This window comes from Cyanobacteria bacterium FACHB-DQ100 (assembly GCA_014695195.1).
In the GTDB taxonomy this organism is placed as follows: Bacteria; Cyanobacteriota; Cyanobacteriia; order Leptolyngbyales; family Leptolyngbyaceae; genus Leptolyngbya.
In genome coordinates, this window is the sequence record JACJNW010000041.1 from 182,666 (window position 1) to 194,901 (window position 12,236).

Sequence of the window (12,236 nt, forward strand, 5' to 3'; positions counted from 1 at the left end):
CATTGTCTCAATGACTGCGCGATAATATCAACAGAAAACTGGACTTTGATCAGTGAAAAAACGATTGCTCATTCTGGGCGGCACAACAGAAGCAACACAATTGGCAGCAAAAGCCTCAGAACTTCCCAATTTAGATGTGATTTCTTCACTGGCTGGACGCACTCAACAGCCACATCATCCTTTGGGAGACCTGCGGATTGGGGGGTTCGGGGGCGCAGTAGGACTGTTTCACTATCTGCAAGACCAGCAGATTGATTTACTAATTGATGCTACGCATCCGTTTGCGGCTCAGATTTCGTGGAATGCGGCAACCGCCGCCGATCGCGCTTCGATTCCAAGATTAGCGATCGTCCGTCCTGTCTGGGAAACTGAACCCCATTGGATCGAAGTCGAAAGCAATGAAGCCGCAGCAGGTCTGTTACCGGAGATTGCAAAGCGAATTTTTTTGACGATCGGGCGACAGGAACTCGCAACATTTGCTCATCTCACACAGCTATGGTTTCTGATGCGAATGATTGATCCTCCCGTTGCAGGAACGCCAATTCCACCGGGAGAGGTTTTGTTAGCGCGTCCACCGTTTTCAGTTGCACAAGAGCGATCGTGGATGCAGAGTTATAACATTCAAGCCATTGTCAGTAAAAATAGCGGCGGTGTTGCAACCGTTGCTAAGCTAGTTGCAGCTCGTGAGTTAGAACTACCTGTTGTGATGGTGCAGCGTCCAACGATGCCAGAGGGAGCCTCTGTTTCTGATGTTGATGCTGCATTGTTGTGGATCAATCAACAGCTTTGATCACAGACCATTGCGTAATCGGTGACATTGCTTTCCAGCCCAAGAACTTTCCGATCGGTTCTGCTCTCTGAACAGCAATTCGGCTAAGTTCTCCCCCAATTTGACTTTGCCACTGAAACAATTGTGCTTCGGTTTCAACTGTGACAGCATTTGCAACCAGTCGCCCACCCGAACGCAGCGATCGCCAGCAGGTTTCCACGACATCCGGTGTGGTCAATCCGCCACCGATAAAAATGGTGTCCGGTTGAGGAAGATGCTGAAGCGCGATCGGTGCTTTTCCCGCAACGATTTTGAGATTGGGAACACCGAGCGTATTGGCATTTTGAGCAATTAACTTTAAGCGATCGGCGTTCGATTCAATTGCTATTGCTTGACATCGGCGATCGGAGCGCATCCATTCGATCGCAATTGAGCCACAGCCAGCCCCCACATCCCAAAGCAGCTGTCCGGGTAGCGGTGCAAGCGTCGAAAGGGTAACGGATCGGATTTCGCGTTTAGTTAACTGTCCATCGTGTTGATAAGCAGCATCGGGCAGTCCTGGGACGCGAGGAGGGACAGGCGCATTTGAGCAAGTGATCGCGATCGTGTTGAGATCTGCAATATCGGTATGATTCCAATCAGCAGCGGTACTTGCAAGAATGCGTTCTTGGGTTCCACCCAAATGCTCTAGCACGATTATTGAACTTTCCGCTAAGCCACGATCGCGCAGCATTTGAGCCACAATTCCAGGCGTTTGACGATCGGCGCTTAACACTAAAATTCGCGCCCTCGAATACAGCACCGCATTTAGTAACGCTGGATCGCGACCACAAAGACTCAGGGTTTCGACTTCAGACATCGACCAACCCAAGCGAGAACAAGCCAGACTGAATGCCGAAGGCGCAGGAATAATAATCATTTCATCGATCGCAATGCGACGAACCAAAGTTGCACCAATGCCGTAACACATCGGATCGCCGCTAGCTAATACACACACCGATCGCCCCCGATAGCTCAACAGCTTTTGAATTGAATCTTCGATTGGAGAAGTCCAGCGAATTCTAGGGCGCGAATCAGCAGGCAGCATTGCCAAGTGACGATCGCCGCCGACCAGAATTTCAGCTTGCTCAATCCGCGATCGAGCGATTGAGGCAACCCCGTCTATTCCATCATCGCCAATTCCAACGATCGACAACCATTTCTCCATATCCGATCTCGATGTGAGCAGTTCTGATATGATGGTAGAAGATTTGTCGGATGACTAGCTCAATGGTAGAGCATCGGACTCTTAATCCGCTGGTTCTGGGTTCGAGCCCCAGGTCATCCATTGGTTCTAGCCTTCAGATAAAAGCCATGAGCCAAATCTGATCCTAGAGCCAGTCTACAACTGAATAACGTGGACTGCGGATCAATGTCGTATTCACAACTTTTAACGGGATGAAATGCCCATAAAAAGCTATGAATACTAAGACTGATACCGCCATTTTTGATGTGTGTGAGAAGCTGACTTATTTAACTAGAACGCTTATACTCCGGTTCTCACACACATTATTTTGAGGATTGAAAAAGGTGATCGCGCCTAATCCGGGAACGCTAAACCCGTCCCTTATTTCCAGTGGCGATGGAAGAAATCGATTTTTTAATGAATTCTGAACCCGCGATCGTGCCCATGACGATCGAAGCTTGGGTCATTCTGGCGTTCATGCTTGGGCTAGTGGCTTGGGGCTTATGGGAGCTCCAGCAGAAAAACCTGCTCCAGCAGAACCCCCTGTCCCTGCCGTAGCCCGTCCCGTGGAACCACCCGCAGCTGAACCATCGCCTGCTGAGGCACCGCCACCAGAACCTGCTCCCGCAGCTGAACCGTTGCATGCCGAGCCATCTCCGGCAGAGTCACCAGCAGCAGAAACGCCTGCCCCTGATAAACAGTAATTTGACTGGAGTATGTAAAGGATATTCTTGGTCTCAACTCAGGTTCTTCAGACTGACACTTAAGTTCTCTTCCATCGACAGTGCAATCTCGTCAAAAACTTTCGCTCTCTTGGCACATGAACGGATGTACATCGTTCTCGTCATCTATCCCGTTTTTCGGCAAGTACAGTTCGCGATCTACAAAGGCATGCTCAATCGCTAGATTCAGGTCGTCCTTTTAGAGCGTAAAATTAACCAGTTAACTTCTGTCGTGTAACCGAATGCATAGGCTCCTATCCCCGTGGGTGAAAAGCAAGGGGCGCTTTCAGGAGGAAGAACCCTGAATCCAGTGAATTAGATTTGTTTAAGTCCCTTGAATCCCCAAGGTGTTTAGGAAACCAAATAGCGGTATGTGACAGTGAGATCTTGCTAGGGAGATGGAAGGGGCATGGTTCGCGCAATTAATTCAAGTCAGTATTACAGGAAAGTAATGCGCTGGCTGCTTGAAGAGGACAAGCAAACCCAGGAAGGACCTTATTCTAAGCAGCACGCCCATCGAACTCATGCGTGGTGGAAGGTGATGTGCCTCACCGGAGTGGATTATTTCTCGACTTTGGGCTATCAACCTGGAATTGCAGCTTTAGCAGCAGGGAACCTTTCTCCAGTAGCGACCTTAATTTTGGTGTTACTAACCCTGTTTGGTGCATTACCCATCTATCAACGAGTTGCAGCTAAAAGTCCTCATGGAGAGGGCTCAATTGCAATGCTGGAACATCTCTTGCCATGGTGGCAGGGCAAGTTTTTTGTGCTTTGCCTGCTGGGCTTTGTCGCAACTGACTTCATCATTACCATAACGCTTTCGGCAGCGGATGCGACTGCTCATGTTATTGAGAATCCGTTAGCTCCTCACTTTCTGCATGATCAAGCTGTTGCTATTACGCTTGTCCTCATTACCTTGCTGGGAGCAGTCTTTCTCAAGGGGTTTCAGGAGGCGATTGGGTTAGCTGTTTTCTTGGTCAGTGTTTATCTACTGTTGAATCTGATTACAATCGGAGTTGGGATATCCCAAATTGTCCATCAACCAACGGTCATCGTGGATTGGCAACGGGCTCTGTTCGCCAGTCATAACAATCCTGTTGCGATGCTCGGCATGGCAGCCCTGCTGTTTCCAAAACTAGCACTGGGTCTATCAGGATTTGAAACAGGTGTGGTTGTAATGCCGCTCGTAAAGGGAAGCGACAGCGACACCGAGGAACATCCAACCGGGCGTATTCGTAATACGCGCAAGTTGCTGACCGCAGCAGCACTCATTATGAGCCTGTACTTACTAAGCAGTAGCTTGGTGACCACCCTGCTGATTCCACCAGCAGAATTCAAAGCAGGAGGAGAAGCCAGTGGACGAGCGCTAGCTTATCTAGCTCATCGTTATCTCGGGGGTGGATTTGGAACTGTCTATGATCTCAGCACGATCGCGATTTTATGGTTTGCTGGTGCTTCAGCCATGGCAGGATTACTCAACATTGTGCCGCGCTACTTACCGCGCTATGGTATGGCACCGAACTGGGCCCGGGTGACACGTCCGCTAGTTCTGGTTTATACCGCTATTGCTTTCACTGTAACCATTTTGTTTAGAGCAAATGTAGAGGCACAAGGGGGAGCCTATGCCACCGGGGTATTAGTGCTCATGACCTCGGCAGCAGTTGCAGTAACACTCTCGATGCGTCGTCATGGATCAAAACACGCAAGATTTGCATTCGGGGCAATCACATTGGTGTTTCTGTACACGACCCTTGTGAATATCATTGAGAGACCTGAGGGCATTCGGATTGCTGGCTTTTTCATTGCTGCAATCATCTTGACTTCATTAGTTTCGCGAGTCTGGCGATCCACTGAGCTCCGGGTCGAGAAAGTTGAAATGGATGAAACTGCTCATCGGTTCATTACCGAAGCCAGCCAAGATACGGTGCGGGTCATTGCGAATCGACTGAATACGGGGGATGTTGAAGAATATTACTGGAAGGAAAAGGAAGTTCGAGAGGATCATCATATTCCAGAATCCGATGCGGTTCTGTTTTTGGAAGTTCAAATTGCTGATGCATCCGAGTTTGCCAATAGTGTTCGAGTCAAAGGGATTACCGTTGGCGACTATCGGATTTTGAGGGTTGAGAGCGCTGCTGTCCCCAATGCGATCGCGGCAATTTTGTTATATACCCGCGACCAAACCGGCAAATTGCCGCATGCCTATTTTGGTTGGGTAGAAGGCAATCCGATCCAATACTTGCTGCGTTTCATTCTGTTTGGCGAGGGTGATATTGCTGTGGTGACGCGCGAAGTACTTCGTAAGGCTGAAAAGAACCCTCAACTCCGTCCTGCGATTCATGTTGGAGGTTAAGTAATCGTCATCCATTCTGTTCGACCTCATGAACGCGCTGGTTGCACTGACCTTTACGGCAAGAACCCTCAGTAGGCAGAGCAAACCCTCCTGCTGAGGGTAATCACAGCACCCATCTTTCTGATTTGCCAATACGATTTACGTAGGAAATTTAGCGTGACTAGAGTGACGAATGGAGTATCTCAATCCTATGCTCAGCCAGACTGTCTTTTCATCGGCATAGTATGCTGAATTTTCCAGCCAGGATCACAATGGGATAGGGAAAGAATCTGTAACCCCGGAATCCACATGTAGCGCTAAACCCTTAAACTCAATTGTAAATGAGTCATTAATTGAGAATCTGTAGCCTAGAACGATTTTCATTAGCATTTTAAGAAGAATGCGTTTGATTCGTTCGTCGTACCAACCAATAACAGAACGATAACGCTGCAACAATTAAGGCAAGCCCACCTAAATAGAGGTTAGGTGTACTTTTAGCATCGAAGATAATAATCTTTCGGGCAATAACAATTAACGAGGCGGTAATGACTAGCTCAACTTGAATGACATGTCGTTTGAGATAAACGGTAATATTCTCTAGAACTGCAAGGGCAACTAAAACATTAAGAAATAGCCCAAAGAGTTCAATGAGAGTGGTTGAAGGATTTCCACTTAGAGTCAGAAGAATTTGGTTTATCAAAAACACGATTAATTCAACAACTGAAATGAGCAGTACAACAATCATCGCAATCGACAAAATCTTGGCATTAAAAGATCCTACTTGCTTGAGAATTTTCAAAAAATTCTCATCGCTGCTTGCTGCTCTAATCTGCTTGCATAAATCTTGCCATTTCGTCATAGGTTTTCTGAACACAAAAGCTTGTGTGCATTAGTTAACAAACAATTGATAGTCATTGAATACTTACTCATCATTATTGAGATCTTATAGCAATAGTGCGATAAAATCTTCTTGCCATAAATAAAGATCATATGGACAAAGATCAGGAGTACAAGATTTCCTACTTTTGTACCCGTATCAAAATACTCCTCCAATCGGTGCCGTGGATTTCTTTAAGCTTGTTACTCACGGGCTATATTATCCAGGGCTACTTGCTCGCTCAAGTCCATGCTCCCTGGCTGATTTATCTGTCCATCGTCATGGGGTACATTCTATTACAGTTAGTGATCTTCCATCCATGGACACAGCAGGCTAGAAATATAGTCAAGCAGTGGATTAGTTCAGATGCCCTTCGTCTCATCGAAATCTTCGTATTAGTCTTCCTGATCTCCCTTGTGGTGAGCGCTTTAAAGCTATTTGAAGAAATTCTGTTAATCCTAGCAGCAGAAATTCTTGCAAGGCTCGACCTTCAACAAAGAGAACTCAACCAAACGCAAAGAGGTGTAACCTTAACTTTATGTTTTGCAGCAGGTCTAGCGATTGGATCGACAATTCATCAGCTAATGACTCAATCGCTTACATAGTGAGGCTCTATTGCTCAGATAGTAAATCCCCAGCAATCGATAGCATTGAATTGTGATTATGGCACAAGGCGATTCTGCACATCTAAACTTATGAATTGTATTAACCTACTCTCCTATGTTAGCGATCGAGAGATCACCGATTCTCGCTTCAATTCCGAAACTTCTTGCTCTAGTCTGGCAATTCGGCTCAATGGGCCATCGTCGCTGCCGATTCCGAGATATTGCACGATCGCGTTATGGATGACGGCTGAGGGTTGAATGTCGCTGGCGGCTGCCAGTTGTTCGATTTGTGCCTTAATCTCTGGCTCGACTCGACAGCCCACCATTACTTTAGGACTCGACATCGTTGGAATCCCCCGCAATCTTCACAAGCATCGAGGGATTGCGGCAAAGTTCCATTGGAATATTGACGCTCCAAGATCACCGTTGTCCTGAACGATCGCTTGATTGTTCGATCGCTTCAGAATTTGGTTTACGGCTCCCGATCGCGTCGTATAAATCCGCACCACTTTCTCTGCATAGTTGAAAGCGATCGTAGTTTCGTGTTCGTCAATTGACATTTTTTTCTGCTCACCGTCTGTCCCTATTAGTCTAAGCCGAGACTCAGATCGAGAGCATTGATAACTCTATTTAATGGGTACATTTGCTTCCATCTTGCAAGATGTCTCGATCGTCCTGTGCAAAATAAGATCGTCACTTAGTCCAAATACGCCATTTCTAGTCCAGGCATTTCTGAGGCGAGTTAGATTAATCGCTTAAATCATTGCCAGATGTGAATTCTGAGTTTTATTGATTTGATTGAACTTCTGCGGTTATAGCAGAAGTTCAGGGTATTTGTAATATATCTTTGAACCTCATTGACGGTGAGAATGCTCACTATATCTACGTTTCAGCCTTTCAGATACCTTCTTTCCCGGGCTAACGATCGCTCTCCATTTTGACCGATTAGCCTATTGTCAGAATTTATCGATTACCCTTTTCACCAAAAGCGCGTAAGAGCCTAATTTGCGTGGTACGCGACAACTGCATAAACACACAGCGCTAATCGTGAACATCTCACAGAGCAGCCTTAGCGCTACTCAATTCATGATTTGAGCAGTTCACAGCACAAATCGGACTGCTATGTTGACTGGCCTTTTGAATGGAGACCTCTAGATAATGATTACCAAAATGATCACCAACTCTAAAACCGTTTTAGCTTTGACGTTTGTGATCTCTAGCGGATTTACTTTGATAGATTCCGTCATGCACGTGGCGTCAGCAGGGTTCATCGGTGTTCCATCTAACTATGTCTACGACACGAGCGGTCGATCAGGACCCGTTAGCCGCCACGACTACTGTACCAACTCGCCCGACGAGTTCCCGAATCCTTTCGGTAGCAATGCCGACTTTCGCGGACCTTGTGCTCGTCACGACCTTTGCTACGACAGCCCAACCGACAAAAAGAAATGCGACGTGCGTCTCCTTCAGGATATGTATACCAATTGCAAGAATGAATACGGGCCATTCAATCCCGTTCGCCATTCTTGCTTAAAAACGGCAGGGATCTACTTCAAAGCCGTTGTAATCGCCTGGTAGGAGTCAAAGTATTTCAGTCTAGCTAACATCTCCTCCGCAGAAGATGTTAGCTAGGTGCTTCATGCAATAGAAAAGTTTGCTCAAGATGGAATCCCAGATCAAGCGATCGCGCTGATGGAACATAACACCCCTGGCAAAATGCGATATTTTATCGTAATTAAGCGAGAATAATACAAAAGTTCTTTCACGAAGGACAAAAAACAATATGATCGAGCTTCCGCACTTAAATTTGGTTCAGCAGTTGCATTCGGGTATTCAAGATTTGAAGTATCGATACCCCGATCGCTGGAAATCGATGCTTGAATCACTAGCCAATGATCCAAATGTGAATATTGAGCAACTGGCAAAACGACAAACTCCAGCAACGGCAGCGACAAAAGCACCGCTGATCGACTTCAGCGAAGAGCGGATTAAAGAGATTGCGCGACGGGCATACGAGGGACGGTAAAACGCATAACCATAGAAATGCATGAGTGGACGCGACAAACGCCCCAAGATTCAGCGCGATCGCGATCGTGCCACTGTTGCTGAGCTAAGGCTTAAAGGCTGGACTCAGCAGCAAATTGCTGACTATTTAGAGTTAGATCAGTCCACAGTTTCGCGAGATTTGAAAGCCTTGGAGGAGCAGTGGAAAGAATCAGCCTTGCGAGATTTTGACCTTGATCGCGCAATGGAATTAGAGCGGCTACGTTTAGCAGAGCGCGAATTTTGGGACGCATGGCAACGATCGCAACAGTCGAAAGAAACCTCAATCCGTGAGCAACTGAGGAACGCGATCGCGGATGAGCAAGGCGGCTCGATTGCTGGAGATGGTCGCATCAAGATTGCCACTCGAACCGAGCAGAAAACCGGAGAAGCGGTGTTTCTCAATGGCGTGATCAAATGTATCGAACTGAGATCGAAGCTACTCGGACTCTACGCGGAAGGTGCAACGAATCTCGGTGGCTCCATTCATCTGAACGAATCGCAGTTAGGCACGATCGCCGCACTTATGGGAGAGAAAGCAGATGTCTCAGGCAGTTGATCAAGCCTTTGTTCTTCAATTTCTGCGATCGAACCTTGCCGCATATTCGGCTGCAATGTTTTCAGACTTTAAGCCCGGAAGACATCACAAACTGATTGCTGAAAAGCTCGAAGCGGTGAACCGAGGCGAAATCAAACGCCTTTGTGTGACGATGGCTCCGCGTCATGGAAAATCGAAACTCGCGTCTGAACTGTTCCCAAGCTTTTACTTAGGACATCATCCAACGCACCGGATTTTGTCATTATCCTATGGTCAAGATTTGGCGGATGTGTTCGGGCGATCGGTCCGAAACTACATCAAATCTCCGACATTTGGGGCACTGTTCCCAGATTGCAAGCTGTCCCCAGATTCAAATTCGATCAAGCGGTTCAACGTGGTACCAGGCGGCGGCTATGCAGCGATCGGGGTCGGAGGTGCGACCACCGGACGGGGCGCAAATCTGCTGATTCTGGATGACCTAGTTAAAGATAGGCAGCAAGCCGATTCACCCGCATATCGAGAAACGCTGATCGATTGGTACAAATCAGTAGCTCGAACCCGATTACAACCGGACGGCGCGATCGTATTGGTTCAGACCCGCTGGGGCACTACCGATTTTGTTCAGTGGTTGCTTGATGAAACCGAGCATGAAGGATGGGAGACGATTAGCTTACCTGCGATCGCGCTCGAAAATGACGCGCTAGGACGGAAACCCGGTGAGCCACTCTGGGGAGAAGCTTATGATGCAGATGCGCTCTCAGAAATTCGTGCAACGCTTGGATCTCGCGATTGGTGGGCACTGTACCAACAGCAACCGATCAGCGATGCGGATGTTATTTTTGAGAGTCGCTATTTGAAGTTCTATCGAGAATTGCCCCCAAACTTAGAGCTATACCAATCTTGGGATTTAACCTTTGGCGGAATGGGTGAGGGGTCTAGCTGGACGGTCGGGCAAGTCTGGGGAATTCGCGGCAAAGATAAATATTTAGTCGCAATGGACAGAGAGCAGCGCGGATTCAGTTCAACGTTGCAAGCAATTGAATCAATGTGCGATCGCTATCCTGCGACCCGAAAGATTTACATCGAAAACAAAGCAATGGGAAGTGCCGTGATCGAGACGTTGCAGAAGAAACATCCCACCAGAATCACACCTGTGACCCCGATCGCGTCGAAAGAGCAGCGAGCTTATGAAGTCTTGCCGCATTTCGAGCGCGGTGAAGTTCATCTGCCTGATCCATCGCTTTACGGATGGGTGAAACCATTACTGAACGAAATCGAACTCTTTCCCAAAGGTGCGAATGACGACTGCGTTGATAGCATGACCCAATTTCTAAGCCAGAAGCTGAAGAAAGCATCATCTGCGATCGCCGTCGGAAAACTTCAACAGTTCTCAATTCGGTGAAACGCTTGCCATCTGGATATTTGCGAGTCCGCTATGAAGCGTTTTTTATCGCGACATAAGAGAAGGACAATAGGAGCGAATCGCGACGTTAACGAACTGATTTGCACCATACCGAGCAGTCATTGGATGCAGATTTGACAGATTTGAACTGTTGTCCCTAGATGCCTGAGAAAATCCCCGAATAGCATCGGAGATTATCAATGACTTCGGGACATCTGCGGCTCTTTGATCGCATACTTTCGTAGCGAGGTTGTAAGTAGCATCAGGCTGCTTAGCAACCATTAGCCCAATAAGAGCTGTTGCCTCAAGTGCGCGTTGCTTATCCTCTTTAGACTCCTGCACTTCCCTTTGAGACCGATGTTGTCCTAAACGTTGTTCTAAACGTTGTTCTAAAGATTGCGAGAATTCTTGCGTCTTTCTAATACTTTCTTCTGAAAATTCTTCTGCAAAAGCTGCGTCTTTTTCAGGTGTTCGCCAATGGTCAGGGGCGGCTTGTGCTATTCCTGAGAACAGTCCAGACAATATAAAGACCAGCGCTAGATTCTTAAGCATTTCGCATTTTCTCCTTGGGCTTTCGTGTATCAATCTACACTGGGCTTGGATTTTTTTTCTCGTCCTCATTAAAGCTTTTTGATTATTAGGCTTATCAACAGTAGAGCGATCGCTCCCATAAAAAAAAATCCCGCTGATCATAACGATCGCGGGATTTCTGCTCTTATTGACGCGGAAAAATTTGCTCCCATCCATTCTCGAAAATGATTTCATCGACTCGTTCTTTACCAGCCGCGATCGCGGCTTCTGGAGTCCGAAACTGCATCAAGCTTTTCGTTTTGTAGGCGTGTTCAGGCTCGATGAGAGTAAAACCAAATTCGCCATAAAGATCTGATTTTTCTTGCCTTGGAATCACTAAATGATTGCGATATGAAGTGGATTGATCCATGAGATGACGTACCCGCGGCGTGGGTAGTGGCACATTTTCTGGAACAAGTCCTGTTATCTCAGACTCTGCAACAATGTCGTCTGAAAATTCATGGGGTGCAGGCTCAAATCGAAGTTCATAGCCCCAGCCCGCTTTACCGCTGCCGTTTTCCGTCGATTCTTCACTGAAAATTACAGCAATCACTCGACCTCTCAAAACCTCAAGTAACTCATTATTGTCACGATCTCGGCACTCCACGACAACTCGATCACCAATGGAATATCTAGGAAACACGGTTCAATCCTCCAATTTTCAGAATTCGTTTCAAAATGTGGCGCTTAGTTCCGTCTGATACTTGAAATTCGTTCACGCGGCTCTTGATTTGAATTGATTTAGTCTCTTTTGATGGGTCATCCATAAGCCGATATCGCTTTGATTTTTCCAACATTCGAGCAGGGCAGCGCGTCTCTTTCCGCTCAGTCCAGCGATCGGGCATTCCTTCCAACTAGAAGACTTGGGAACCCATCGAAACAGACGATCGCTTTTCTCGTTGATCGGCGGAATCCAAAAGTAAACTTGTTCAGTTCCAAGCTTTTTCGATGTGGCAGTAAACCTCAAGCCGATCGGATCAAAATGCTTGAATTCGGGCAGACGAAATGATGCTAATTCCATGCGTTACCTCTGGAGATTGTTAATAGTTTAATAGTGCGATCGTAGAAGGGTGTAATTCTTCCTTGGTCTTGACACGGGTGACACGAGTAGCCCTGACACGACCCTTGACACGGGCTGAAACGCCCCGTGTCA

General features: G+C 47.1%; 16 protein-coding genes and 1 tRNA gene. 10 read left to right on the plus strand and 7 right to left on the minus strand.

Annotation, left to right across the window (positions count from 1 at the left end; all coding sequences use genetic code 11):
• Positions 1-52: 52 nt before the first annotated feature.
• Positions 53-790 carry a cobalt-precorrin-6A reductase gene (locus H6F51_24610; GenBank protein MBD1825654.1) on the plus strand — a complete coding sequence of 246 codons (738 nt, stop codon included), beginning with the start codon at positions 53-55 and terminating at the stop codon, positions 788-790.
• Here the strand turns inward: H6F51_24610 and cbiE are convergent.
• Positions 774-1,976 carry a precorrin-6y C5,15-methyltransferase (decarboxylating) subunit CbiE gene (gene cbiE / locus H6F51_24615; protein MBD1825655.1) on the minus strand — a complete coding sequence of 401 codons (1,203 nt, stop codon included), beginning with the start codon at positions 1,974-1,976 and terminating at the stop codon, positions 774-776. The two genes, H6F51_24610 and cbiE, sit on opposite strands and share 17 nt — an antisense overlap.
• Positions 1,977-2,024: 48 nt before the next feature.
• On the opposite strand from cbiE, the gene H6F51_24620 reads away from it, so the two are divergent.
• From H6F51_24620 to H6F51_24635, 4 genes are all read left to right on the plus strand, one after another.
• Positions 2,025-2,096: transfer RNA gene (locus H6F51_24620), tRNA-Lys, on the plus strand.
• 294 nt (positions 2,097-2,390) lie between these two features.
• Positions 2,391-2,552, plus strand: a complete 162-nt coding sequence (locus H6F51_24625) for a hypothetical protein (protein ID MBD1825656.1) — start codon at positions 2,391-2,393, stop codon at positions 2,550-2,552.
• Between the two features lie 8 nt (positions 2,553-2,560).
• Complete coding sequence (locus tag H6F51_24630) at positions 2,561-2,698, plus strand: hypothetical protein (GenBank protein MBD1825657.1); 138 nt, start codon at positions 2,561-2,563, stop codon at positions 2,696-2,698.
• 427 nt (positions 2,699-3,125) lie between these two features.
• Positions 3,126-5,069 carry an amino acid transporter gene (locus tag H6F51_24635; protein ID MBD1825658.1) on the plus strand — a complete coding sequence of 648 codons (1,944 nt, stop codon included), beginning with the start codon at positions 3,126-3,128 and terminating at the stop codon, positions 5,067-5,069.
• A 370-nt stretch (positions 5,070-5,439) separates the two neighbouring features.
• Here H6F51_24635 and H6F51_24640 read toward each other — a convergent pair whose 3' ends face one another.
• Positions 5,440-5,907 (minus strand): phosphate-starvation-inducible PsiE family protein, encoded by a 468-nt coding sequence (locus tag H6F51_24640; GenBank protein MBD1825659.1) that lies wholly within the window; start codon positions 5,905-5,907, stop codon positions 5,440-5,442.
• A 131-nt stretch (positions 5,908-6,038) separates the two neighbouring features.
• On the opposite strand from H6F51_24640, the gene H6F51_24645 reads away from it, so the two are divergent.
• The gene (locus H6F51_24645) at positions 6,039-6,530 is read left to right on the plus strand and encodes a hypothetical protein (GenBank protein ID MBD1825660.1); all 492 of its coding nucleotides are present in this window, start codon (positions 6,039-6,041) and stop codon (positions 6,528-6,530) included.
• Between the two features lie 113 nt (positions 6,531-6,643).
• On the opposite strand, the gene H6F51_24650 is transcribed toward H6F51_24645, so the two are convergent.
• Complete coding sequence (locus tag H6F51_24650) at positions 6,644-6,874, minus strand: hypothetical protein (GenBank protein ID MBD1825661.1); 231 nt, start codon at positions 6,872-6,874, stop codon at positions 6,644-6,646.
• Positions 6,875-6,895: 21 nt separating this feature from the next.
• Positions 6,896-7,090, minus strand: a complete 195-nt coding sequence (locus H6F51_24655) for a hypothetical protein (protein MBD1825662.1) — start codon at positions 7,088-7,090, stop codon at positions 6,896-6,898.
• 598 nt (positions 7,091-7,688) lie between these two features.
• On the opposite strand from H6F51_24655, the gene H6F51_24660 reads away from it, so the two are divergent.
• The 4 genes from H6F51_24660 (at position 7,689) to terL (ending at position 10,513) form a co-directional block, all read left to right on the plus strand.
• Entirely contained in the window at positions 7,689-8,108 is a 420-nt protein-coding gene (locus H6F51_24660) for a hypothetical protein (GenBank protein ID MBD1825663.1), read from the plus strand.
• 205 nt (positions 8,109-8,313) lie between these two features.
• The gene (locus tag H6F51_24665; GenBank protein MBD1825664.1) at positions 8,314-8,556 is read left to right on the plus strand and encodes a hypothetical protein; all 243 of its coding nucleotides are present in this window, start codon (positions 8,314-8,316) and stop codon (positions 8,554-8,556) included.
• A 21-nt stretch (positions 8,557-8,577) separates the two neighbouring features.
• On the plus strand, positions 8,578-9,132 hold the full coding sequence (locus H6F51_24670; GenBank protein ID MBD1825665.1) for an ArsR family transcriptional regulator: 555 nt from the start codon (positions 8,578-8,580) through the stop codon (positions 9,130-9,132).
• Positions 9,116-10,513, plus strand: a complete 1,398-nt coding sequence (gene terL, locus H6F51_24675) for a phage terminase large subunit (protein ID MBD1825666.1) — start codon at positions 9,116-9,118, stop codon at positions 10,511-10,513. The genes H6F51_24670 and terL overlap by 17 nt, the downstream gene beginning before the upstream one ends.
• 45 nt (positions 10,514-10,558) lie before the next feature.
• On the opposite strand, the gene H6F51_24680 is transcribed toward terL, so the two are convergent.
• From H6F51_24680 to H6F51_24690, 3 genes are all read right to left on the minus strand, one after another.
• Positions 10,559-11,278, minus strand: coding sequence for a DUF732 domain-containing protein (locus tag H6F51_24680; protein MBD1825667.1), 720 nt, complete (start codon positions 11,276-11,278; stop codon positions 10,559-10,561).
• Positions 11,229-11,726 carry a hypothetical protein gene (locus tag H6F51_24685; GenBank protein ID MBD1825668.1) on the minus strand — a complete coding sequence of 166 codons (498 nt, stop codon included), beginning with the start codon at positions 11,724-11,726 and terminating at the stop codon, positions 11,229-11,231. The genes H6F51_24680 and H6F51_24685 overlap by 50 nt, the downstream gene beginning before the upstream one ends.
• A 72-nt stretch (positions 11,727-11,798) precedes the next feature.
• The gene (locus H6F51_24690) at positions 11,799-12,104 is read right to left on the minus strand and encodes a hypothetical protein (GenBank protein ID MBD1825669.1); all 306 of its coding nucleotides are present in this window, start codon (positions 12,102-12,104) and stop codon (positions 11,799-11,801) included.
• Between the last annotated feature and the right edge of the window lie 132 nt (positions 12,105-12,236).

Bases quoted from the DNA above. Each gene is read 5' to 3' on its own strand.
- cbiE (MBD1825655.1), bottom strand. From the start codon at position 1,976: ATGGAGAAATGGTTGTCGATCGTTGGAATTGGCGATGATGGAATAGAC.
- H6F51_24625 (MBD1825656.1), top strand. From the start codon at position 2,391: ATGGAAGAAATCGATTTTTTAATGAATTCTGAACCCGCGATCGTGCCC.
- H6F51_24635 (MBD1825658.1), top strand. From the start codon at position 3,126: ATGGTTCGCGCAATTAATTCAAGTCAGTATTACAGGAAAGTAATGCGC.
- H6F51_24640 (MBD1825659.1), bottom strand. From the start codon at position 5,907: ATGACGAAATGGCAAGATTTATGCAAGCAGATTAGAGCAGCAAGCAGC.
- H6F51_24645 (MBD1825660.1), top strand. From the start codon at position 6,039: ATGGACAAAGATCAGGAGTACAAGATTTCCTACTTTTGTACCCGTATC.
- H6F51_24650 (MBD1825661.1), bottom strand. From the start codon at position 6,874: ATGTCGAGTCCTAAAGTAATGGTGGGCTGTCGAGTCGAGCCAGAGATT.
- H6F51_24655 (MBD1825662.1), bottom strand. From the start codon at position 7,090: ATGTCAATTGACGAACACGAAACTACGATCGCTTTCAACTATGCAGAG.
- H6F51_24660 (MBD1825663.1), top strand. From the start codon at position 7,689: ATGATTACCAAAATGATCACCAACTCTAAAACCGTTTTAGCTTTGACG.
- H6F51_24665 (MBD1825664.1), top strand. From the start codon at position 8,314: ATGATCGAGCTTCCGCACTTAAATTTGGTTCAGCAGTTGCATTCGGGT.
- H6F51_24670 (MBD1825665.1), top strand. From the start codon at position 8,578: ATGAGTGGACGCGACAAACGCCCCAAGATTCAGCGCGATCGCGATCGT.
- terL (MBD1825666.1), top strand. From the start codon at position 9,116: ATGTCTCAGGCAGTTGATCAAGCCTTTGTTCTTCAATTTCTGCGATCG.
- H6F51_24680 (MBD1825667.1), bottom strand. From the start codon at position 11,278: ATGAAATCATTTTCGAGAATGGATGGGAGCAAATTTTTCCGCGTCAAT.
- H6F51_24690 (MBD1825669.1), bottom strand. From the start codon at position 12,104: ATGGAATTAGCATCATTTCGTCTGCCCGAATTCAAGCATTTTGATCCG.